The following is a 20,757-nucleotide window of genomic DNA, read 5'->3' on the forward strand; positions in this document are numbered from 1 at the left end:
CTGACGGCCGTCCTACGGGTCGGTGAGGGGCAGGCTGCGGCTGCCCGGGCTCCAGTGCAGGTCCGGCGTCGTCGCGAACAGGCGCTTGTGCGCCAGCGCCGCGTAGGTGTCGGTCATGCCCGCGATGTAGTCGGCGACCCGGCGGGCGACGCGTCCCGCCTCCGCCCCCTCCAGGCCCGCCGACCATTCCGCCGGCATCGCGCCCGGCTCCGCCGTGAACCGGGCGAACAGGTCGGACACGATGACGTTGGCCTTGGCCCGCACCGCGAGCACACCGGGATGGCGGTACATGCGGGCGAACAGGAAGGTCTTGATCTCCGCATCCGCCCGCGCGATCGCCTCGGAGAAGGCAATGACGGGCGCCTGCGCCGCCCGGATGTCGGCCACCGAGCCCGGATTCAGGGCGGCGAGGCGCCGGGTGCTCTCCGCGATCACGTCCTCCACGAAGCGGGTGATGACCCGCCGCGCCAGTTCGTGGATCTTTCGCGACGGCTCCAGGTTCGGGTAGAGGTGGTCGATCTCGTCGAGGAGGCCGCGCAGGAACGGCACCGCGGCGAGGTCGGCGAGGTCGAACAGGCCGGCGCGCAGGCCGTCATCGAGGTCGTGGCTGTCATAGGCGATGTCGTCGGCGAGCGCCGCGGCCTGCGCCTCCGGCCCGGCGAAGCGGGCGAGTTCGAGGTCGTTGAGCGCGTTGTATTCGAGGATCGCGGCCGGGATGCCGCGGCCCGTCCAGCGCCGGGTCGGGCGCCCGTCCGGCTCCAGCAGCGGCCCGTTGTGCTTGACGAGGCCCTCGAGGGTCTCCCAGGCGAGGTTGAGCCCGTCGAAGCCGGCGTAGCGCCGCTCCAGCCGGGTGACGATGCGCAGGGCCTGGGCGTTGTGGTCGAAGCCGCCACGGGCCGCCATGCAGGCGTCCAGGGTGTCCTCCCCCGTATGCCCGAAGCAGGTGTGGCCGAGGTCGTGGCTCAGGGCCAGGGCCTCGGCGAGGTCCTCGTCGAGGCCGAGCGCCCGGGCCAGCGCCCGGGCGATCTGGCTCACCTCCAGGGTGTGGGTCAGGCGCGTCCGGTAATGGTCGCCCTCGTGATGGACGAAGACCTGGGTCTTGTGCTTGAGGCGCCGGAAGGCCGAGGAATGGATGATGCGGTCGCGGTCGCGCTGGAAGTCGCTGCGCGTGGGCGAGATCGCCTCCGGGATCAGGCGCCCGCGGGTGGCCGCCGGATCGGTGGCATAGGGCGCCCGCCAGCGCTCGCCGCGCCGCCGGGCCGCGCCGGGACCTGTCTCGTCCGCCTGCATCACGTCTCGCCGCCCCACATTCGCTTGACCCGGAACGGTCCGCCCGCCCCGGTCCAGTCCTCCGACGCGTTGCAGCATCGGGGCCCCAGGCATATCTTGTGTTCCCTAGCAGTTGTTCCAACGCCGCCTCGGCCCGCGACCGGCCGGGACGGCCGGCGGATCTCGAGAGCACCCCGCGAGAGCATCCCGATGGCCGACATCACCCTGACGCCCCGCGCCGCCAAGCGCATCAACGAGATCATGGGCGCCGAGCCGCCCGGCGCCTCCCTGCGGATCAGCGTGAACGGCGGCGGCTGCTCGGGATTCTCCTACGCCTTCGACATCGAGCGGGCGCGGGCCGCCGACGACGTCGCGATCGAGCGCGACGGCGCCACCGTCCTGGTCGACCCGATGTCGCTGGAATACATGAGCGGCTCGACCATCGATTTCGTGAACGACCTGATCGGGCAGTCCTTCAAGATCGAGAATCCCCAGGCCACGGCGTCCTGTGGCTGCGGAACCTCGTTCTCGCTGTGAATGCGGCGCGGTCCCGCGGGGGGCGGCTCCCGCGATTGCCTCGCGCGTGAAACTGCGGCACGGATGGGCCCTCTCCCCGACGCCTCCGGGCCTTTCCCCTGAAAGCGCCTCTTCGCCAGCGATCCGGATAAGCCCATGACCTGCTCGAAAGGCCGCCCCCTCCTCGCGTGGGCGACCGGTGCCTCGGCCTGCGTCCTCGTCCTCCTCGGTGCGGGGGGCGTCCTGCAGCCCGGTGCGGCGCGGGCCCAGGAGGCGGCCTCGGCGGTCCAGGACGTCACCCTGCAGGACGTGACCCTGACGTTCGGCGACACGGTCCTGAAGGCGCCGCGCCTCACCGCCAGCGGCACCCGCCTGTCGAAGGACGAGCTCACCGCCCTGCTGAAGCCCGGTCCGGGCGAGTCCTGGGCCTCCCGCCTCGTGCGCCTGGACGCCGCGAGCCTGGCGATGCCCGAATTGCGGGTGGAGCGCACCGGCGCGGCCGGGGCGACGCCGGTGGTCACCTACCGCGACGTGGTCGCCCGCGACGTGCGCGCCGGGCGCGTCGCCGAACTCACCGCCGCTGGAGCCTCGATCCTCCTCGAAGGGGGACCCCAGAAGGGCACCGGCACCTACGGCCGGATGCGCGCCACCGATCTCGACCTCACCGTGCTGGCCCGCCTCTACGGCGAGCCGGGCGACGGCAAGAGCGCCCTGCAGCGGATCTACGCCACCTTCGCGGTCGACGACGTCGCCTACGTGGATGCCCGGGGCACCGCGGTGAAGATCGCCCGGATCGAGGGCCGCGACCTCAGCGGACGCCAGATCCCGGCGACCTGGACGGGCGCGCTCCAGGCCTTCACGGCCGTCGACTACGAGCGGCTCGCGCCGCCCGAGCGCTCCCGGCTAATGAGCCTCGGGGCCGACCTCGCCGAGGCGGTCTCGGTGGGCTCCTTGGAGGCCACCGGCCTCAGCGTCCAGGAGGCCAAGCCCCGCGACGCCTTCAGCCTCGGCATCGCCCGCCTCGGGATGACCGGCGCCGGCCTCCTCCTGGAGGACATCGCCTTCGCGGGCGCGGACGGCGCCAAGGCCCGCCTCGCGCGCCTCTCGCTGGACGGCTTCTCCCTCGGCCCGACGGTCGCGGCTCTGCGCAAGCTCTCCGCCCTGACCGCGCCGCCCTCGGATTCTGAGCTGCGCCTGCTGACGCCGGCCTTCGGCACCCTGGCCGTGAAGGATCTCAGCCTCGACCTGCCGGCCGAGGCGAAGGCGCCGCGCGATCCCGCCGACAAGGCGGTGTCCGGCCCGACCCATGTCGGCCTGCGCGACGGCTCGATGAACTTCGCGCCTCCGCGCGACGGCGTGCCGACCGCCGGGCGCCTCAGCCTGTCGGGCCTGACCCTGCCGGCCTCGGCGGTCGCCGGGGTGCCGGGGCTCGGCTCCCTCGGCCTCTACGGCTACAGCGACCTCGACCTCGCCCTGGTGGCCGACACCTCCTGGGACGAGGCCGCCCGCGAGCTCAAGCTCGGCGAGGTCTCGGTCTCCGGCAAGGACATGGGCAGCCTGCGCATCAACGGCATGATCGGCGGCATCGGCCCGGAGGTGTTCAACCCGGACATGGCGGTGTCGAGCTTCGCCATGCTGTCGGCCACCGCCAAGGCCCTCGACCTGACCATCGAGAATACCGGCCTGTTCGACCGCTTCATCGCCGCGCAGTCCAAGGTGCTCAGCCTCAAGCCCGAGGAGCTGAAGCAGGAATACGTCACCGCGAGCGTGTTCGGCGTGCCCGCGATCCTCGGCAACTCCGTGGGCGCCAAGGCCATCGGCGCCGCGATGGGCCAGTTCGTGACCAAGCCCGGCACCCTCTCGGTCAGCCTGCGGCCGAAGAACGCCGCCGGCATCGGCATGCTGGAATTCAGCGCCGCCCCGACCCCGGCCGCCCTGTTCGACCGGCTCGAGGTCAACGCCAAGGCAAACTGAGCCGAGGCAAACTGAGCCGAGGCCGGCCGGGCCTACGGGATCACGCCGCCCGGCTCACCGGCGCGGCCGCCGCCACGCAGGCCCGCGCCAGGGCATCGGTCGCGTCGAGCAGGACCGCGCCCAGCGGCCCGGCCGGATCGGCGAGCGCGAGGGGGATCTCGGTGCAGGCCATCACCACCTGCCGGCAGCCGCCCGCCACCAGCGCCTCGGCCGCGGCCTGCAGCAGGGGCCGGGCCTGCGCCCCCTGCCCCGCCTTGACGAGGCGCACCGCCCGCATCACCGCCGCCTGGTCCGCGGGCACGCGGCAGCTGAGGCCGTGCCGGCCGAGGTGCCGGGGATAGAGCCCGGACCGGAGGGTGCCGTCGGTGGCGAGCAGCCCCACCGGCCCGTCCGCGACGCCCCTGAGGGCGAGGGCCGCCGCCACCGCATCGACGATGTGCAGGATCGGAACCGGCGTCCGCGCCTGGAGCGCGCCGTGCCAGTGGTGGGCGGTGTTGCAGGGGATCGCGAGGCGGGTGGCGCCCACCGCCTCGAGGCGGCGCAGGGCGAGGGTCATCGCCGGCAGCGGGTCGGGTCCCTGCCCCAGGATCGCCCGGGTCCGGTCGGGAATGTCGGCGGCCTGGGCCACCACCACGGCGAGATGGTCCTGGTCGCGGGTGGCGGGCGTCGCCTCCACGAGCTTCCTCAGGAAGTCCACCGTCGCCATCGGTCCCATGCCGCCGAGCACGCCCAGCACCTCGCCGCCCGCCATCGCCCGTCTCCTCCTCGCTCGTCCGGGCGAAGGGATGCGCGAAGAGCGGCGCGGGGGCCAATGCCGTGTCGGAACGCCCCATGCGGGTTCGGACTAACCTGCCTCGGCCGCCGCCCAGATCGCCGCCACGGCGGCGCGCGCCCTGGGGCCATGGGCCTTGGCGCCGTTGCGGTAGAGCCGGATCTCCAGGGGGACCTCCGGTCCGGCGGCGACGAGGCGGCCCTCGGCGAGTTCGCGGGTGACGAGGCTGCGCGGCACGAAGGCGAGGCCGTGCCCTTCGAGCGCCATGCATTTCAGGGCCTCGGCCATCGGGTTGGCGTGGACCACGGGCCCCTGCGGCAGGCCGAGCTCGGCCTGGGCGAGGAGGCTGACGCGCCCCAGGAAGGAATCCCGCCCGTAGTCGAGGCGCGGCAGCGGCGCGCCCTCGGCCAGAGCCGGGCTGCGCACCGGAACCAGCGCGTCGGCGCCGACCACCCGGTGGGGGTAGAGCTCCGGATCGAGGGGGATCGGCACGCCCGGATGGTGGAAGGTCAGGAGGAAGTCCGAGCCGCCCTCGACCAGGGCCTGGAGGCAGTCGTGGAAGTCGTCCGGCAGGAGCCGCGTCGCCACCGGCCCGATCCGGGCGGCGAGGGTCCGGAGCCAGGCGGGGAAGAACGTCAGCGCCAGGGTGTGCAGCCCGGCGATGCGCACCAGGGGCTCGGCGGAATCGAGGCCGGCGCGCAGGTCCGCCCGGGCGCCGAGGAGCGCCCGCACGCTCTCCTCGGCGGTGTCGCGGAAGCGGCGCCCCTCCGGGGTCAGGGTGGTCGGGTAGGTGCTGCGGTCGACGAGGTTCACCCCGAGCCAGAGTTCCAGGGCGCGGATGCGCCGGCTGAAGGCCGACTGGGTGACGTGGCGGGCCTCCGCCGAGCGGGAGAAGCTGCGGGTCTGGGCGAGGCTGAGGAAGTCCTCCAGCCACTTCAGTTCCACGGCGTCCGTCCCCGTCGGCTCACGCCGGATGGATTCACGCCAGCTCGCGCACCACGACCCGGCCGCGCTCGGCCGAGAGGGCGAGGCGGCCGCTCTTGAGGGCGAGCGCCTTCTCGCCGAACAGCGCCCGGCGCCAGCCGTGCAGCACGGCCACGTCGGCGTCGTCGTCCTCGGCGATGGCCTCCAGGTCGTCCACCGTCGCGATGATCTTCGGGGCGACCCCTTCCGTCTCGCACACGGCCTTCAGCAGGACCTTGAGCAGTTCGACCAGCGCCCCGTTGCCGCCCCGGCTGCGGGTGCGCTCGGGTAGCGCGATCTCCGAGAGGTCGCGGGCGAAGCCCCGCTCCACCGCCGCGAGGATGTCGGTGCCGGTGCGCGAGCGCTCGAAGCCGGCGGGAATCGAGCGCAGGCGCCCCAGGGCCTCGACGCTGCGCGGGGCCGAGGTGGCGACGTCGATCACCGCCTCGTCCTTGAGGATGCGCCCGCGCGGCACGTTGCGGCTCTGGGCCTCCCGCTCGCGCCAGGCGGCGACCTCCATGAGCACCGCGATCTCGCGGGGCTTGCGCATCCGCCCCGCCAGGCGGCGCCAGGCGGAGGCCGGATCGGCCCGGTAGGTCTCCGGCGAGGTGAGCACGCTCATCTCCTCGTCGAGCCACTCGCCCCGGTCGGTGGAGAGGAGCTGGCCCGCCAGCACCTCGTAGACCTTCACCAGGTGGGTGACGTCCGAGAGGGCGTAGCTGAGCTGGGCGTCCGAGAGCGGCCGGCGCGACCAGTCGGTGAAGCGCGAGGACTTGTCGATCTTGGCCTTGGCCACGTCGTTGACGAGCTGCTCGTAGGAGACCGAGTCGCCGTAGCCGCAGACCATGGCGGCGACCTGGGTGTCGAAGAAGGGCTGCGGCAGCAGGCCCCCGAGGAGCCAGATGATCTCCAGGTCCTGGCGGGCGGAATGGAACACCTTCACCACGCCCTCGTCGCCCATCAGCGCGAAGAACGGCGCGAGGTCGAGATCGGGCGAGAGCGGGTCCACGAGGACGCCGGTCCCGTCCGGCGCCGCCATCTGGATGAGGCAGAGCTTGGGGTAGTAGGTCGTCTCGCGCATGAACTCCGTGTCGACGGTCACGAAGGGATGGGCGGACAGGCGGGTGCAGGCCTCGGCCAGGGCCGCAGTGGTGGCGATCAGATCCATGAATCGGCTATACCGAAGGTTCTCGCCCCAGGCGAGGGACGCCGGACCCGCTCACCAGAATTCGAGGTCCCGCACACCGTTAGGCGGCCGCCGCGCGCGGTTTGGCCCCGCGCCGGCGCGACGCCAGGGCCCGGACCCGAGCCGTGCGCGCGCGGCGCTGCGCCTCGGCGCGGGCGAGGAGCCAGTCCCGGATGCCGGCCTCGATCCGCGTCGCGCTCGCCGGATCGGCGAGGCGGCGGATGCGGTCGGCGCGAAAGCCCCGGTAGCCGCCGCGGCCTCGGTCGATGCCGCCCAGGAGCGTCCGGCCCGGCCCGAGCTTCAGCTCGCGCGCCTCGACCCGCCGGGTGCTCCAGGCCCCGCGCGAATCCTCGTAGACGATCTCGAAGGTGCCCTCGAGGGGCAGGACGCGCCAGCGGCCCTCCTGCCGCTCGCTTGTCTGCCGCTCGCCCGTCGCGGGCGCGGGCGCGGCTTCGGGAGCCTCCGCCCCGGCCTGCCGCAGAATGTCGAAAAAAGCGTTGGAATTCATGGCATTAATATGGGAATCGCCGGACGATTCCGGAAGGGGTGCGGGGCCGCGTCCGCCGCGTTCCGGTGGCCTTTCGGCCCCGCCGGCGCATCGGCCTCGCCTTGACTTCACCTCCCCCGCGTGAATGGTGCGCCGCTCAATCCCCAAAGCCCGTGATCCGTCAGCCCGTTATGCAGCAGCCCGTCATGCACCGTTACCGGACCCATACCTGCGGGGCGCTCCGGCCGTCCGATGTCGGCCAGAGCGTCCGCCTCTCCGGCTGGTGCCACCGCATCCGCGACCATGGCGGCGTGCTGTTCATCGACCTGCGCGACCATTACGGCCTGACGCAATGCGTGGTCGATTCCGATTCGAAGGCCTTCCAGGCCGCCAACGCGGCGCGCTCGGAATGGGTCATCCGCATCGACGGCCGGGTCCGCACCCGCCCCGCCGGCACCGAGAATCCCGACCTGCCCACCGGCGCGCTGGAAGTCTACATCGACGACCTCGAGGTGCTCGGCCCCGCGGGCGAGCTGCCGATGCCGGTCTTCGGCGACCTCGACTACCCGGAGGAGACCCGGCTCAAGTACCGCTTCCTCGACCTGCGGCGCGAGAAGCTGCATGCCAACATCATGAAGCGCGGCGCGATCATCGACAGCCTGCGCCGGCGCATGCGGGACGGGGGCTTCTTCGAGTTCCAGACCCCGATCCTCACCGCCTCCTCGCCGGAGGGCGCGCGCGACTACCTGGTCCCGTCCCGCGTCCACCCTGGCAAGTTCTACGCGCTGCCGCAGGCCCCGCAGCAGTTCAAGCAGCTGACGATGATCGCGGGCTTCGACCGCTACTTCCAGATCGCGCCCTGCTTCCGCGACGAGGACGCGCGGGCGGATCGCTCCCCGGGCGAGTTCTACCAGCTCGACATCGAGATGAGCTTCGTCACCCAGGAGGACGTGTTCCAGGCGGTGGAGCCGGTCCTGCGCTCGGTCTTCGAGGAATTCGCCGAGGGCAAGCGCGTGACGGGCACCTTCCCGCGCATCCCCTATGCCGAGGCGATGCTGAAATACGGCGTCGACAAGCCGGACCTGCGCAACCCGCTGATCATCGCCGACGTGACGGCCGAGTTCGCCCGCGAGGACGTCGCCTTCAAGGCCTTCAAGGGCGTGATCGCGTCCGGCGGCGTGGTCCGGGCCATTTCCGCCACGGGGGCGGCGACCCAGTCCCGCTCGTTCTTCGACAAGCTCAACGACTTCGCCCGCGCCGAGGGCGCGCCGGGCCTCGGCTACATCATCTTCGAGGACGATGGCGGCACGCTGACCGGCAAGGGTCCGATCGCCAAGTTCATCCCGCCGGACGTGCAGGCGCTCATCCGCGAAAAGACCGGCACGAAGGCCGGCGACGCGGTGTTCTTCTCGGCCGGCACCGAGGCCAAGGCGGCCGCCCTCGCCGGCAAGGCCCGCATCCGCATCGGCGACGAGCTGAACCTGTCCGACAAGGACCAGTACGCGTTCTGCTGGATCACCGACTTCCCGATGTACGAGTGGAACGAGGACGAGAAGCGGATCGACTTCTCGCACAACCCGTTCTCGATGCCGAACTTCGACCGGGAGGCGTTCCTCGCCCTCGACCCGGCGGATGCCGAGACCATCCTGAACATCAAGGCGTTCCAGTACGACATCGTCTGCAACGGCACCGAACTGTCCTCGGGGGCCATCCGCAACCACCGCCCCGACGTGATGGAGAAGGCCTTCGGCATCGCCGGCTACGGCGTCGAGGTGCTGGAGGAGAAGTTCGGCGGCATGCTCAACGCCCTGAAGCTCGGCGCCCCCCCGCACGGCGGCATCGCGCCGGGTATCGACCGCATCGTCATGCTGCTCTGCGGTGAGCAGAACCTGCGCGAGGTCGTGCTGTTCCCCATGAACCAGCGCGCCGAGGACCTGATGATGGGCGCCCCCGCCGAGGCCACGCCGAAGCAGTTGCGCGAGCTCCACATCCGCCTCAACCTGCCCGAGAAGGGCGCCTGAGGCGGCAGCACCCGGGCCGTCCCCGCACGGGGGCGGCCGTGCGCCTCTGGGCCGGCGGGATTCCACGCCCATGAACGTCCTCCGGCCCGCCGAGGCCCTGGCCCGCGCCGTCGCGATCCTCGCCGCGCAGGGCTTCGCGGTGGTGGCCCGCAACACCCGGGGCGACAGCGTCTACCTCAAGCCCGAGGCCTGCGCCTTCGCCCTACGGGTCTCGAACCACGCCCGCACCCCGAAGCAGCGCAAGAACCACCCCGACGCCATCACCAGCCTCGTCCTGCGCGACCCGACCTCCGAGTCGGCGCTGGCGGAGGCGGTGGCCGTGGCGGTGCGGAATTTCGCCGGTGAGCGGGCGAAGCGGGAGCGGGTGCTCGGGGTCAGCGCGGACTGACCTTCTGAATCTTTGAATATAAAGCTAAAATAGGTTTTTATTGATATTCCGGTGATTCCGGGAGAGAGATGGGCTGGTCGCTCGATCTCTCTGGAGCTCCGCCCATGTCGTTGTCAGGTCGTGAGAGCGCGGAACGCGCGAAACTCCCCTATGACTTCGCGGCCCTGAGGGTCGAACTCGGCCTGCTCCGCGTCGAGCATCTCCTCTTCCGGGAAATACGATCCCGATCAGCCCTGGACGCCCGCCGGCGAGACCGGGGCCGGGCAATGGACCGCTGGAGACGGCGGGCAGGACGTCGTCGCCGATGATGGCTCGCGGGTGCTCTCGCTGCGGATTCGCAGCCGGCCCTCCGAGACCTGGGACGAGCGGCACGTCGTCGTCGCGCCGGGCGGGACCCGAACCCTCTTCGAGATGGATGGGCGGACCCAGACCATCCGCGACGGCGAGATGGGCGAGATCCTGTCGCGCGCCACCCTGGTCTCTTCGAGGCGCCGGCCAGCGCGTATGAGCTCGGGGCAGATGCGAACAATCCGGCGATGTGGGTCGGTCGGGTCGACCAAGCGGAATTGGACGCCGCCTGTCCGCGTCGTGGCGAGGTTCAGGGTATCCTCGATGACTCCGTCTCTCAGGTGCGCGCCACCGGGAATTTCATGGACGCGCAAGATTTCGGCAACAAAGTTCACGCAGCCGCTGCTGCAAAAATCCGTGCCCTTAACGATCCTAATCTTGTTCCGGAGGTTACATATGTTCTTGGTACAACGGACTCAATTGTTCCCGATAAAATAGACCCGGCGCCCTACGGAACTCAGTTTTCAATCCGCCTTGACGCCCTTGAAAAAAGTGACCCAGCGACGGTCTGCATCCACGATTTCAAGACCGGCAAGCGCGGCCTGGCAGCTCTACGTGCCACCCAGATCCCACGGATGGTTGCCATCAATTTCCCTGGCACGCAGCGCATCATCGTGAGTGAAGTAAGGCCGTCCCGATGACGAACGCCAAGCAGATCAAACAGGTTTTCGGGCCGCTGGCAGCGCAGTATGGCGACCTGAAACAGATCGGGTCCCATTATCTCTGGCTGCTTCCGGTTCGGCACGTGGCGTTGCGCGTCCTGATCGACCGAAGTTCGCACAAGGACCTGTGTACGCCGCAATGGACGATGTTGCAGACCTTCATACCGGGTTCCGATCCGCTGACGAGCATCGGCTATTCCGGCTACCTGCATCGTCCTGCATCGTCCCGCGTGGCATACTGGGACTGGACGGACCCGACGATGATCGAGGATCTGCTCTTGGTCATCGCGACGGAAGCACTTCCCCGGCTTCGCGCGATCGATTCGCTGCCGGCATTCTGGGCGGTCTACACCGACGGCACCGATCGCAAGGTGCCGCAATGGTCGGAAACGCGCCTGATCTTCCACATCGCTCTCGGCGACCTTGTTGCGGCGCGGGCGCTCTACGAAACCCTGGAGCCGGAGCTTCGCGAAAACTGGTATCCCGATGTCCCCTGGGTCCAGAAACGCCGCCGGATGGTCCTGAGCGTGGCCGAACCGCGCCTGGCCAGCGATCGGGCTGCGCTCGCGAACATCCTGCACGGCTGGGAGGCGGACAACATCCGCGGCACGAAGATCGAGCCGTACTGGGAGCCGACGCCGTTCCCGCTGGAGGACGCGTCGGCCTGAGGCTCAGCCCTCGGCCGGAGCGTCGTCGCGAAAATACGGCTCCACGGAGCCTTTGAGCTTCACCGTCATCGGGTTGCCGGCGCGGTCCAGGGTCTTGCCGGCCGAGAGTCGGACCCAGCCCTCGCTGACGCAGTATTCCTCGACATTGGTCTTCTCGACGCCCTTGAAGCGGATGCCGATGCCGCGCTCGAGGATCTTCTCGTCGTAGTACGGGCTGTTGGGATTCACAGCGAGGCGGTCGGGGGGCGTGTCGGACATCGTCGCGGGCCTTGGATCGTTTCACGTCATGCGGAGCAGGAACGCAAGCGGGTACGGGATTCGGCGCGGGGCCGCAACGCCGGGCCGCCCGCGGCCCCCGATGCGGGGGCGGCCGGGAACGCGATCGGCGCCGCGATGGAACAAAACGCTCCGATCGTCAGCGTCGGACCGCGATCCGGACGCGACAGGGAGGCCCCGGCATAGGAGTTTGTGCCGATGGAGAAACCGGCCCGAACGGCGGGCGGGCACGGTCGATCCGGGTCTCCTGACGCGGGTTGCGCCCACTGGGCAGCCGGTGCAACAGGAGCCCACAAGCGACAATCCCGCCGATGATGGGAGACGCGCTCCGACGCCGGGGCAGCGCGCAATCCTGAGGAGGACGACCATGGGCGACAATATGTCCGACGATCTCAAGTCGGGAGCGCTCGTCTATCACCGACTGCCGCGGCCCGGGAAACTGGAGATCCAGGCGACCAAGCCGCTGGGCAACCAGCGCGACCTGGCGCTGGCCTACTCGCCCGGCGTCGCCGCCGCCTGCATGGCGATCCACGAGGATCCGCAGGAGGCCGCCACCCTCACCATCCGCCAGAACCTCGTCGCGGTGCTCACCAACGGCACCGCCGTGCTGGGCCTGGGCGATATCGGGCCGCTGGCCTCGAAGCCGGTGATGGAGGGCAAGGCCGTCCTGTTCAAGAAGTTCGCCGGCATCGACGTGTTCGACATCGAGGTCGCCCAGCACGACGTCTCCAAGCTCGTCGACGTGGTCTGCGCCCTGGAGCCGACCTTCGGCGGCATCAACCTTGAGGACATCAAGGCGCCGGAGTGCTTCGAGGTCGAGGAGCAGTGCCGGGCCCGGATGAACATCCCGGTCTTCCACGACGACCAGCACGGCACCGCGATCATCGTGGCGGCCGCCGTCCTCAACGGCCTGGAGCTCGCCGGCAAGCGGCTCTCCGACGTCCGCATCGTCACCTCGGGCGCGGGAGCCGCCGCGCTGGCCTGCCTCAACCTGCTGGTGTCGCTGGGCGCCCGCGTCGAGAACATCACCGTCACCGATATCAAGGGCGTGGTCTACAAGGGCCGCACCGAACTGATGGACCGCTGGAAGGACGTCTACGCCCAGGAGACCGAGGCCCGGACGCTCGCCGACGTCATCCCGGGCGCCGACGTGTTCATCGGCCTCTCGGCCGGCGGCGTGCTGAAGCCCGAATACCTAGAGAAGATGGCCGACAAGCCGCTGATCATGGCGCTGGCCAACCCCTACCCCGAGATCATGCCGGACCTGGCGCAGGAGAAGCGCCCCGACGCCATGATCTGCACCGGGCGCTCGGACTTCCCCAACCAGGTCAACAACGTCCTCTGCTTCCCCTACATCTTCCGGGGCGCCCTCGACGTCGGCGCCACCTCGATCAACGAGGAGATGAAGCAGGCGGCCGTGAAGGCGATCGCGGCGCTGGCCCGCGAGACGCCCTCCGACGTGGTCGCCCGCGCCTATGGCGGCGAGGCCCGGCCCTTCGGCCCGCGCTCGCTGATCCCGAGCCCGTTCGATCCGCGCCTGATCCTGCGCATCGCCCCGGCCGTCGCCCAGGCCGCGATGGATTCGGGCGTCGCCGGGCGGCCCCTGGAGAACGTCCAGGCCTATACCGACGGCCTCGACCGCTTCGTCCACCGCTCGGGCTTCATCATGAAGCCGATCTTCTCCAAGGCGAAGGAGAACCCCAAGCGGGTCATCTATACCGAGGGCGAGGACGAGCGCGTGCTGCGCGCCGCGCAGGCGATCTCCGAGGACAAGGTCGCCCGGCCGATCCTGGTCGGCCGGCCCCGGGTGATCGAGACCCGGATCAAGCGCTTCGGCCTCTCCCTCCGGCAGGGCGTCGATTTCGACCTCATCGATCCCGAGGACGATCCGCGCTACCGCGACTACGTCGCCACCTACCTAGAGGCCGCCGGACGGCGCGGCATCACGCCGGACGCCGCCCGCACCCTGGTGCGCACCAACAACACCGTGATCGGGGCCATCGCGGTGCGCCGCGGCGAGGCGGATGCGCTGATCTGCGGCCTCGAGGGCCGCTTCGAGACCCGCCTGCGGGTGATCCGCGACGTGATCGGCCTCGCTCCCGGCGTGCTCGACTTCGCCGCCATGAGCCTGATCGTCACCAAGGAGGGCGCCTACTTCCTCGCCGACACCCACGTGCGGCCGGATCCCAGCGCCGAGGAGATCGCGGACGTGGCCGTGGCCTGTGCCGAGCACGTCAGCCGCTTCGGCCTGACCCCGAAGATCGCGCTGCTCAGCCACTCGGATTTCGGTCAGTCGGATTCGCGCTCGGCGGTGAAGATGCGCACCGCCCTCGGCCTGATCCGCGAGCGCCGGTCCGACCTCGAGGTCGACGGCGAGATGCAGGCCGATTCCGCCCTGTCGGAGATCATCCGCGACCGGGTGATGCCGGCCTCGCGCCTGAAGGGGGCGGCCAACGTGCTGATCCTGCCGAACCTGGATGCGGCCAACATCGCCTTCCAGTTCGCCAAGGTCCTGGCCGACGCCCTCCCCGTCGGACCCCTGCTCATCGGCCCGGCCAAGCCCGCCCACATCCTGTCGCCGTCGGTGACCGCCCGCGGCATCGTCAACGTCACGGCTGCCGCCGTGGTCGAGGCGCAGGCGGCCGAGGTCGGGACCAGCCCGATTCTGGCCGAGCCCGGCGTCGGGCCGACCTCGGCCTGAGGCGGGGGCATCGACGGCGTCCGGCAAGGGGGAGACCCGCGCGTGGGATGCAGGGGCGGCGGCCGAACCGCCGCCTCGCCCTGGCCGCCCAAATGCGATAGCCCTTCGCGTGAGGGAGCGTGCGACGGCCGGGCGCGGGTCCGGTGCGCCGTCGCGGGCACGGGAGACACGGGATGCAACTCGGCATGATCGGCCTCGGCCGGATGGGCGGCAACATCGTCCGTCGGCTGCTGCGGGACGGGCACCAGGCGGTGGTCTTCGACCAGAACCCGGAGGCGGTCGCCGCCCTGGTGGCGGAGGGCGCGACGGGCGCCGACAGCCTCGATGACTTCGTCGCCAAGCTCACCGTGCCCCGCGCCGCCTGGGTGATGCTCCCGGCGGGTGCCATCACCGAGGCCACGGTGAAGACCCTCGGCGGCCTGATGGCCCGGGACGACGTCGTCATCGACGGCGGCAATTCCTTCTACAAGGACGACATCCGCCGCGCCGCCGAGCTGAAGGGCGCCGGCATCCACTACGTCGACGTCGGCACCTCCGGCGGCGTCTGGGGCCTGGAGCGCGGCTACTGCATGATGATCGGCGGCGACGCCGCCGCCCTGGAGCGCCTCGACCCGATCTTCCGGACCCTGGCGCCGGGCGTCGGCACCATCCCGAAGACCCCCGGCCGCGAGGGCCGCGACCCGCGGGCGGAGGCCGGCTACATCCATGCCGGTCCGAGCGGAGCGGGACACTTCGTCAAGATGGTCCATAACGGCATCGAGTACGGCCTGATGCAGGCTTATGCCGAGGGCTTCGACATTCTCCGGCACGCCGATTCCGAGGACCTGCCCGAGGCCCAGCGCTTCGACCTGAACATCGGCGACATCGCCGAGGTCTGGCGCCGCGGCAGCGTGGTCTCGTCCTGGCTCCTCGACCTCACCGCCGGGGCCCTGGCCCAGGACGAGCACCTCGAGGACTTCTCCGGCTTCGTCGCCGATTCCGGCGAGGGGCGCTGGACCCTGAACGCCGCCATCGAGGAATCGGTGCCGGCCAATGTGCTCTCGGCCGCCCTCTACGCGCGCTTCCGCTCCCGCGAGGAGGCGAGCTACGCCGACAAGCTGCTCTCGGCCATGCGCAAGGGCTTCGGCGGGCACCAGGAGCCGAAGTAACCCCGCGGCGGTCGCCCGCGCGTCCCGTGGGCCTGTCCCCGGCCCCGTCCCGCTCCATCCAGGTTCCGCGCCGATGATCCCCCTGCCCGAGGCCGCCGAGATCCTGCCCGATGCCGACGCGGTGGCGGAGGCCGCCGCCGAACGCCTCGTGGCCCTCTGCGGCTCGGCCCCGCGGCCGGCCATCGCGGTCTGCCTCTCCGGCGGCTCGACGCCCAAGCGCCTCTACGCCCGGCTGAGCGGGCCGGACTACCGGGCGCGGCTGCCCTGGGAGCGCCTGCACTGGTTCTTCGGCGACGACCGGATGGTGCCGTGGACGGATGCGGCGAGCAACGTCCGCATGGCCCGCGAGGCCTTCGGCGACGCACCGATCCCGGACGGCCACCTGCACGGGATGGAGACCGGCGGCATCCCGGAGGCGGGCGCGCGCGCCTATGCCGAGACCCTGCGGGCCTTCTACGGCGCGGCCGTCCTCGATCCCGCCCGGCCCCTGTTCGACCTCGTCCTCCTCGGCCTCGGCGAGGACGGGCACACCGCCTCGCTCTTCCCCGGCAAGCCCGCCCTGGCCGAGCGTCATGCCTGGACGGCGCCGGTGCCGGAGGCGGGGCTCGCCCCCTTCGTGCCCCGCATCACCCTCACCTTCCCGGCCCTCGCCTCGGCCCGCGAGGCCCTGGTCCTCGTGACGGGAGCCGGCAAGCAGGAACCCCTGCGCCGACTCGCGCGCGGCGAGGACCTGCCCGCGCGGCACCTGCGCAGTGTTGGCCGCCTCGTCTGGCTGGTCGATCAGGAGGCGGCCGGAGCCTGATCTGCGGAAAATCAGAGATTCGCCACCCCGGGCCGACGCATCACTGATAAAAGGGATTGATTTGCCGGTATCGGTGAGCGAACACTTGCCCATTGCCGGAATCTCCCGGTCTCGCAACGCTGTGCCATGGGCGTGGAGTCTTTCGACGGCCTGTCCCGCCGACCCGCCGCACCCCGGCGGTGGCGCCGCGCATCCCGTCACCGGATCGGACCGCTGCGCTCGGTTTCCGAGGCCGCATCCCATCCGGTCCTGCGCGGCATGCGCTCCGGTGCCCTCGCGGGCCTCGCCCTCGTGGCCGTCCTCGGCCTGCCGGTCCTCCTCGTCCTCACCGTGAAGGCCCCCTACCCGGTCGCGGACGAGGCGACCGCCCCGGCCCGGGTCTGGGCCGGCGAGCCGGTTGCCCGGGCCGCGGTCGAGGCGCCGGCCCCACCCGTGATCCCGACCCCGATCGTCGCGGCCGTCGCCGACCCCGCGCCGGCCCGCGCCGCGGCGGCGCCCGCGGCCGGCGACGCCCGCGAGCGGGCCCCCGCCCTCAGCGTCGACCTGATCCCGGTGCTCGACGACGAGAGCGGCGCCCTCACGATCGAGGAGCCGGCGCTCCCCGCGGCGCCGGCCGTCAAGCCGGCCCAGCCGGCCCGCGCGGCGGCGGCCAGAGCTCCCAGGACCCCCTGACCCTTCGGGTCGAGGACCGCGCATGAAGAGACCCGCCGCGACGCGAGCCGGGCGGGTCGAAGCGTCGGATGTTTCGGCGCCGGCTCAGGCGGCGCGCCGGACCGGGTCGCGGACGTTGTCGTTGAGGACGACGAACATGCCGGCGGCGCCGGTATCCGCGGCGGCCGGTCCGGCCGTCCCGTCGTCGATCAGCAGGGCCAGCATCGGGCCGATGGCGACGGCGGCCAGGCCGAGAATGAACAGCGAGAGCATCGTGGGATTCCGGTGACGGTGCGACGGACCCTTATCGCACTGCACAACGGAATTGGGTATGCCTCATGCTGCGGCGCGGTCATGCGGCCGAAGCCGGGTTCACGCGGGACCCGAGCGGACGAGGCCGTGCTCCCCGGCGCGTCCCCTATCGGTGCACCGGCTCGGCGACGATCGGCGGCAGCGGCAGCAGGTAGTATCCGCCGACCAGCAGGATGGCCGAGAGGACGAGGCCGAGGGAGGACACGTACAGCACGGCGAAGACGTCGCGGTTGAAGTCGGCCGTCTGCAGCACGACGATCGCGAAGGGGATGCTCACCAGGGCGAGGAGAACGGACAGGACCATCTCGGAACCTTTGCCGGTGGAGAGGCGGACCGAACGGCTCGGTGTCGCCCGGGGCGCAGACGGCGTCGAGCCGGGCGCCCGGCCCGGCTCGAATGGGGACGTCGGTCCGGGCCGGGCGCGGCGGGACCCCGGAGACGCCCCGGCCCGAGAGCCGGGGCGCGGTCGGGTCAGGCGTGCGCCAGGACGCCGGCCGGCTGGACCACGCCTTGCGCGGCGTGGTGGCGCTTCAGCATCGGCCGCAGCACGGCGATGGCGAGGAAGGCCGCGATGAGGTCCATCACCGCCACGGTGTAGAGCACCGTCGCCCAGGTCCCGGTCGCCTGCATCAGCAGGTTGCCCACCGGCACGAACAGGGCGGCGAAGCCCTTGGCGCAGTAGAGCACGCCGTAGATCTTGCCGATGTGCTTGGAGCCGAAGGTGTCGGCGGCGGTGGCGCTGAACAGGGAGTAGACCTCGCCCCAGGCCAGGAACACGATGCCCGAGAGGATGACGAAGGCCCACGGGTTCGTGCCGAAATAGCCCAGCGCGACGATGCCGATGCCTTCCATGGTGAAGGCGATGAACATCGTCTTCTCACGGCCGATCCGGTCCGAGACGTAGCCGAAGAGCGGGCGCGAGATGCCGTTCATCACCCGGTCGAGCATCAGCGCGAAGGGCAGAGCGGCCATGGCGAAGAAGTACAGGTTGACCTGGAACTCCTTCACGCCGAGATCCTGCGCGATGACGCCGAGCTGGGCCACCGCCATCAGGCCGCCCGTCACCGTGCAGGTGAACATCAGCAGCATCACCCAGAACACCGGGGTGCGCAGGGCCTCCCGCAGGGTGTAGTCGCGCCGGGTCTGCAGCACCTTGGTGGAGAAGATGACCTCACCCTTGGCGGGCGACCGCAGGCCGAGGGCCGCCAACATGATGATGCCGCCCTGGATCAGCCCGAAGATGAAGAAGGCCTGGGCGTAGCTGCCCTGCGAAATCATGTTGGCGATCGGGATGATCGTCAGGGCCGAGCCCGCGCCGTAGCCGCCCGCCGTGAGGCCGACCGCGAGGCCGCGCTTGTCCGGGAACCACTTGAGGGCGTTGTTGATGCAGGTGGCGTAGACGCAGCCGACGCCGATGCCGCCCGCCACCGAGCCGGCATAGAAGCCGGTGAGCGAGGTGGCATAGGAGTTGATTACCCAGGCGAGGCCGGTCATCAGGCCGCCGAACAGCACCACGCGGCTCGGGCCGTACTTGTCGATGAAGTAGCCCTCGATCGGCGTCAGCCAGGTCTGGACCACGACGAAGATCGTGAAGGCGACCTGGATCGCCGCGCGATCCCAGCCGAAGGTCTTCTGAATCTCGGGGACGAAGAGCGTCCAGGCATACTGAATGTTCGCGGCCGCGACCATGCAGGCCACGCCGAGAGTCAATTGCAACCATCGATTGACGGTCGGCTTCGTCATAGGGGGCGCGGCAGCAGTCATCGCCATGAGCTGAGTTCCTCGTTCTGCTTGGGACGGGAGGCGTTTTGTTCGAAGTCCCGATCGAATGCTCAATTGCAGCCGGCACGCCTGAGGCGAATCCTGCGGTTCACTTGCCGGGCAGCAGATGTGCATTATTTGGTATACCACGGACCCGTGCAAGCAGAATAATTCTACAATGGGGTGCGATTTTTCGGGATTAAACGGGTTGTCGGATGCGTTTACGGGCTTGGACCAGAGTCCGACCTGACCGTGTCCTGATCAGGACGCCGCCTGTTGCCGGATGATCTCCGACGGCGGGGCGCGATGCTGTCCTTTGCCTGCCGTCGGGCGACGCGTTCCACGACAAGACTTGTTCGGCGCCGGAACGCGAGGCGGAACACATGTCGCGACCCGGCCCGGGACCCGAGGGCGTCCCGTCCGGCGGCGACCCTGCCCGGACCGGAGCCGGGCCGCGATCCGCTACCGGGGCAGGCGCAGGAGCCGAGGCCGCCAGACCCCGAGGACGACGTTGGCGGTGGCCACCGCCAGCAGCACCCAGAGCGTGTCGCGCTCCGGCCCGAGGGTCGCCGCGAGGGTGGCGGGATCGACCCGGCCGGCCAGGGCCAGGGCGCTCTGCTCCGCCTCCTGGCGCATCGGCCCCTGCACGTAGACGAGGACGCCCTCGAACATCAGCACCCCGGTGGCGAGCTTCAGCCAGGCCCAGCCCGCGTTCAGGAAGCCACGGTTCAGGGTCATGGCCAGAAGGCCGGAGACCAGCGTCAGCGCCAGACTCGGCAGGACGATCCAGGTGGCGACCGCACCCATGGCGGCCCGCGCCGCGGTGTAGCCGTCGAGGGCGCTCGGCGGCGGCGCCACGCCGAGCATGACGACGAGGGCGGCCATCGCCCCCATCAATCCGGTCGCCCCCATCGTGTGGAGGAACTTCATCAGGCGTCGCTGCACGCGTCCGGCCTCCGGCCCAGGATCGGCCGATCCTAGCCCGGACAGACGCGGCGGCGGTAGCCGGCTCGGGCCTCAGCCCTCCCGGTCGGGCGCCACGTGGATCCGGGCGCCGGCCTCGGCGAGGCGCCGCAGCTGCTCGCGCGGTTCGGGGGAATCGGTCACCAGGGTCCAGTCGCGCGGAAGCGGCGCCCAGGCGGTCTGCTCGGCGCGGCCGAGTTTGCCCGCATTGGCCAGCACGATCACCTCGCGCGCCTGGCGCATCATCAGGGACTTCAGGGCGACCTGATCGAGGCTGGCCTCGCACAGGCCGCGCCCGGCCACGACCCCGTCGGCGCTGACGATCGCGCGGTCCGCCGTCATCAGGCGCAGGGCCTCGATGGCGAGGGGGCCGACGGTGCTCATGCTGGTGGCCCGCAGCGCCCCCCCGAGGACGACGAGGTCGAGCCCGGGGGCCTCGGCCAGGAAGGGCAGCAGCGCGAGGTTGTTGGTGATGATGCGCAGCCGCCGCCTCGCGAGGAGCTGGCCGAAGGCCGCGACCGTGGAGCCGGCATCGAGGATCAGCGTGTCGCCGTCCGCCACGAGGTCGAGGGCGGCGCGGGCGATCGCCCGCTTCTCGGCCCCGTTCACGGCGAGCCGCTCGGTCAGGGTGGTCTCGGGCGGATGGCGCGTCAGGATCGCCCCGCCATAGGTCCGGCGCACGGCCCGGGTGGCGGAGAGGTGCTGCAGGTCGCGGCGGACCGTCGAGGCGGAGACCTTCAGGCGGGCCGCCACGTCGTCGACGTCGATCTCGCCGACGCTCAGCGCCTCCAGCAGCAACGCCCGACGCTCCTGGCTGCGCATCGACATGGGTTCGTGGCTCCCCCCGTTTCGGTCCCGCGTCATGGCGCAGGTCGCGGCCGCTGGCCAG

Annotated in this window: 21 protein-coding genes; 10 read left to right on the forward strand and 11 right to left on the reverse strand. The window is 71.0% G+C overall.

Features of this window, described 5'->3' with window-relative positions:
• Positions 1-12 precede the first annotated feature (12 nt).
• Positions 13-1,290, reverse strand: a complete 1,278-nt coding sequence (locus AC0IWM_RS19215; RefSeq protein WP_471757591.1) for a deoxyguanosinetriphosphate triphosphohydrolase — start codon at positions 1,288-1,290, stop codon at positions 13-15.
• A 189-nt stretch (positions 1,291-1,479) separates the two neighbouring features.
• On the opposite strand from AC0IWM_RS19215, the gene erpA reads away from it, so the two are divergent.
• Together erpA and AC0IWM_RS19225 are read left to right on the forward strand one after the other, a co-directional pair.
• Positions 1,480-1,806, forward strand: coding sequence for an iron-sulfur cluster insertion protein ErpA (gene erpA / locus AC0IWM_RS19220; protein WP_056349834.1), 327 nt, complete (start codon positions 1,480-1,482; stop codon positions 1,804-1,806).
• Positions 1,807-1,941: 135 nt separating this feature from the next.
• Positions 1,942-3,759 (forward strand): hypothetical protein, encoded by a 1,818-nt coding sequence (locus AC0IWM_RS19225; protein WP_471757593.1) that lies wholly within the window; start codon positions 1,942-1,944, stop codon positions 3,757-3,759.
• A gap of 40 nt (positions 3,760-3,799) precedes the next feature.
• Here the strand turns inward: AC0IWM_RS19225 and cuyB are convergent, their stop codons facing one another.
• From cuyB to AC0IWM_RS19245, 4 genes are all read right to left on the reverse strand, one after another.
• Complete coding sequence (gene cuyB, locus AC0IWM_RS19230) at positions 3,800-4,510, reverse strand: cysteate racemase (protein WP_471757595.1); 711 nt, start codon at positions 4,508-4,510, stop codon at positions 3,800-3,802.
• Between the two features lie 93 nt (positions 4,511-4,603).
• Positions 4,604-5,476, reverse strand: coding sequence for a LysR family transcriptional regulator (locus tag AC0IWM_RS19235; RefSeq protein ID WP_471757597.1), 873 nt, complete (start codon positions 5,474-5,476; stop codon positions 4,604-4,606).
• A 34-nt stretch (positions 5,477-5,510) separates the two neighbouring features.
• Complete coding sequence (gene rnd / locus AC0IWM_RS19240; RefSeq protein ID WP_471757599.1) at positions 5,511-6,662, reverse strand: ribonuclease D; 1,152 nt, start codon at positions 6,660-6,662, stop codon at positions 5,511-5,513.
• Positions 6,663-6,741: 79 nt separating this feature from the next.
• Complete coding sequence (locus AC0IWM_RS19245) at positions 6,742-7,188, reverse strand: hypothetical protein (protein WP_471757601.1); 447 nt, start codon at positions 7,186-7,188, stop codon at positions 6,742-6,744.
• Positions 7,189-7,373: 185 nt separating this feature from the next.
• On the opposite strand from AC0IWM_RS19245, the gene aspS reads away from it, so the two are divergent.
• The 4 genes from aspS (at position 7,374) to AC0IWM_RS19265 (ending at position 11,254) form a co-directional block, all read left to right on the forward strand.
• On the forward strand, positions 7,374-9,188 hold the full coding sequence (aspS, locus tag AC0IWM_RS19250) for an aspartate--tRNA ligase (protein WP_471757603.1): 1,815 nt from the start codon (positions 7,374-7,376) through the stop codon (positions 9,186-9,188).
• A 70-nt stretch (positions 9,189-9,258) separates the two neighbouring features.
• Positions 9,259-9,576 carry a hypothetical protein gene (locus AC0IWM_RS19255; protein ID WP_471757605.1) on the forward strand — a complete coding sequence of 106 codons (318 nt, stop codon included), beginning with the start codon at positions 9,259-9,261 and terminating at the stop codon, positions 9,574-9,576.
• 536 nt (positions 9,577-10,112) lie between these two features.
• The gene (locus tag AC0IWM_RS19260; RefSeq protein WP_471757607.1) at positions 10,113-10,565 is read left to right on the forward strand and encodes a hypothetical protein; all 453 of its coding nucleotides are present in this window, start codon (positions 10,113-10,115) and stop codon (positions 10,563-10,565) included.
• Positions 10,562-11,254 (forward strand): hypothetical protein, encoded by a 693-nt coding sequence (locus tag AC0IWM_RS19265; protein ID WP_471757609.1) that lies wholly within the window; start codon positions 10,562-10,564, stop codon positions 11,252-11,254. Before AC0IWM_RS19260 ends, AC0IWM_RS19265 begins: the two co-directional genes overlap by 4 nt.
• 3 nt (positions 11,255-11,257) lie before the next feature.
• Here AC0IWM_RS19265 and AC0IWM_RS19270 read toward each other — a convergent pair whose 3' ends face one another.
• Positions 11,258-11,512 carry a DUF3297 family protein gene (locus AC0IWM_RS19270; RefSeq protein WP_056468409.1) on the reverse strand — a complete coding sequence of 85 codons (255 nt, stop codon included), beginning with the start codon at positions 11,510-11,512 and terminating at the stop codon, positions 11,258-11,260.
• Between the two features lie 385 nt (positions 11,513-11,897).
• Here AC0IWM_RS19270 and AC0IWM_RS19275 point away from each other — a divergent pair, with 385 nt between their 5' ends.
• The 4 genes from AC0IWM_RS19275 (at position 11,898) to AC0IWM_RS19290 (ending at position 16,853) form a co-directional block, all read left to right on the forward strand.
• Positions 11,898-14,231: an NADP-dependent malic enzyme gene (locus tag AC0IWM_RS19275; RefSeq protein WP_471757611.1), complete on the forward strand. Its 2,334-nt coding sequence runs from the start codon at positions 11,898-11,900 to the stop codon at positions 14,229-14,231.
• A gap of 173 nt (positions 14,232-14,404) precedes the next feature.
• Positions 14,405-15,379, forward strand: coding sequence for a phosphogluconate dehydrogenase (NAD(+)-dependent, decarboxylating) (gene gnd / locus AC0IWM_RS19280; RefSeq protein ID WP_471757613.1), 975 nt, complete (start codon positions 14,405-14,407; stop codon positions 15,377-15,379).
• Between the two features lie 73 nt (positions 15,380-15,452).
• The gene (pgl, locus tag AC0IWM_RS19285; RefSeq protein ID WP_471757615.1) at positions 15,453-16,181 is read left to right on the forward strand and encodes a 6-phosphogluconolactonase; all 729 of its coding nucleotides are present in this window, start codon (positions 15,453-15,455) and stop codon (positions 16,179-16,181) included.
• A 258-nt stretch (positions 16,182-16,439) separates the two neighbouring features.
• A complete protein-coding gene (locus AC0IWM_RS19290) occupies positions 16,440-16,853 on the forward strand; it encodes a hypothetical protein (protein ID WP_471757617.1) in 414 nt (137 codons plus the stop codon).
• Between the two features lie 84 nt (positions 16,854-16,937).
• Here AC0IWM_RS19290 and AC0IWM_RS19295 read toward each other — a convergent pair whose 3' ends face one another.
• The 5 genes from AC0IWM_RS19295 to AC0IWM_RS19315 all read right to left on the reverse strand — a co-directional run bounded on the left by AC0IWM_RS19295 (position 16,938) and on the right by AC0IWM_RS19315 (position 20,696).
• Positions 16,938-17,105 carry a hypothetical protein gene (locus tag AC0IWM_RS19295; protein WP_471757619.1) on the reverse strand — a complete coding sequence of 56 codons (168 nt, stop codon included), beginning with the start codon at positions 17,103-17,105 and terminating at the stop codon, positions 16,938-16,940.
• Between the two features lie 145 nt (positions 17,106-17,250).
• Positions 17,251-17,448 carry a hypothetical protein gene (locus AC0IWM_RS19300; RefSeq protein WP_056468394.1) on the reverse strand — a complete coding sequence of 66 codons (198 nt, stop codon included), beginning with the start codon at positions 17,446-17,448 and terminating at the stop codon, positions 17,251-17,253.
• Between the two features lie 167 nt (positions 17,449-17,615).
• Positions 17,616-18,914 carry an oxalate/formate MFS antiporter gene (oxlT, locus tag AC0IWM_RS19305; RefSeq protein ID WP_471757621.1) on the reverse strand — a complete coding sequence of 433 codons (1,299 nt, stop codon included), beginning with the start codon at positions 18,912-18,914 and terminating at the stop codon, positions 17,616-17,618.
• Positions 18,915-19,367: 453 nt separating this feature from the next.
• Positions 19,368-19,835 carry a hypothetical protein gene (locus AC0IWM_RS19310; protein WP_471757755.1) on the reverse strand — a complete coding sequence of 156 codons (468 nt, stop codon included), beginning with the start codon at positions 19,833-19,835 and terminating at the stop codon, positions 19,368-19,370.
• An 87-nt stretch (positions 19,836-19,922) separates the two neighbouring features.
• Positions 19,923-20,696 (reverse strand): DeoR/GlpR family DNA-binding transcription regulator, encoded by a 774-nt coding sequence (locus AC0IWM_RS19315; RefSeq protein ID WP_471757623.1) that lies wholly within the window; start codon positions 20,694-20,696, stop codon positions 19,923-19,925.
• Between the last annotated feature and the right edge of the window lie 61 nt (positions 20,697-20,757).

Source organism: Methylobacterium sp. AC433, from assembly GCF_979253015.1.

Coding starts and splice junctions, on each gene's coding strand:
- AC0IWM_RS19300 (WP_056468394.1), bottom strand. CDS start 17,448: ATGGTCCTGTCCGTTCTCCTCGCCCTGGTGAGCATCCCCTTCGCGATC.
- AC0IWM_RS19270 (WP_056468409.1), bottom strand. CDS start 11,512: ATGTCCGACACGCCCCCCGACCGCCTCGCTGTGAATCCCAACAGCCCG.
- AC0IWM_RS19275 (WP_471757611.1), top strand. CDS start 11,898: ATGGGCGACAATATGTCCGACGATCTCAAGTCGGGAGCGCTCGTCTAT.
- oxlT (WP_471757621.1), bottom strand. CDS start 18,914: ATGGCGATGACTGCTGCCGCGCCCCCTATGACGAAGCCGACCGTCAAT.
- AC0IWM_RS19260 (WP_471757607.1), top strand. CDS start 10,113: ATGTGGGTCGGTCGGGTCGACCAAGCGGAATTGGACGCCGCCTGTCCG.
- cuyB (WP_471757595.1), bottom strand. CDS start 4,510: ATGGCGGGCGGCGAGGTGCTGGGCGTGCTCGGCGGCATGGGACCGATG.
- aspS (WP_471757603.1), top strand. CDS start 7,374: ATGCACCGTTACCGGACCCATACCTGCGGGGCGCTCCGGCCGTCCGAT.
- AC0IWM_RS19225 (WP_471757593.1), top strand. CDS start 1,942: ATGACCTGCTCGAAAGGCCGCCCCCTCCTCGCGTGGGCGACCGGTGCC.
- AC0IWM_RS19290 (WP_471757617.1), top strand. CDS start 16,440: ATGCGCTCCGGTGCCCTCGCGGGCCTCGCCCTCGTGGCCGTCCTCGGC.
- pgl (WP_471757615.1), top strand. CDS start 15,453: ATGATCCCCCTGCCCGAGGCCGCCGAGATCCTGCCCGATGCCGACGCG.
- AC0IWM_RS19265 (WP_471757609.1), top strand. CDS start 10,562: ATGACGAACGCCAAGCAGATCAAACAGGTTTTCGGGCCGCTGGCAGCG.
- AC0IWM_RS19245 (WP_471757601.1), bottom strand. CDS start 7,188: ATGAATTCCAACGCTTTTTTCGACATTCTGCGGCAGGCCGGGGCGGAG.
- AC0IWM_RS19255 (WP_471757605.1), top strand. CDS start 9,259: ATGAACGTCCTCCGGCCCGCCGAGGCCCTGGCCCGCGCCGTCGCGATC.
- gnd (WP_471757613.1), top strand. CDS start 14,405: ATGCAACTCGGCATGATCGGCCTCGGCCGGATGGGCGGCAACATCGTC.
- AC0IWM_RS19215 (WP_471757591.1), bottom strand. CDS start 1,290: ATGCAGGCGGACGAGACAGGTCCCGGCGCGGCCCGGCGGCGCGGCGAG.
- AC0IWM_RS19315 (WP_471757623.1), bottom strand. CDS start 20,696: ATGTCGATGCGCAGCCAGGAGCGTCGGGCGTTGCTGCTGGAGGCGCTG.
- AC0IWM_RS19310 (WP_471757755.1), bottom strand. CDS start 19,835: ATGAAGTTCCTCCACACGATGGGGGCGACCGGATTGATGGGGGCGATG.
- AC0IWM_RS19295 (WP_471757619.1), bottom strand. CDS start 17,105: ATGCTCTCGCTGTTCATTCTCGGCCTGGCCGCCGTCGCCATCGGCCCG.
- rnd (WP_471757599.1), bottom strand. CDS start 6,662: ATGGATCTGATCGCCACCACTGCGGCCCTGGCCGAGGCCTGCACCCGC.
- erpA (WP_056349834.1), top strand. CDS start 1,480: ATGGCCGACATCACCCTGACGCCCCGCGCCGCCAAGCGCATCAACGAG.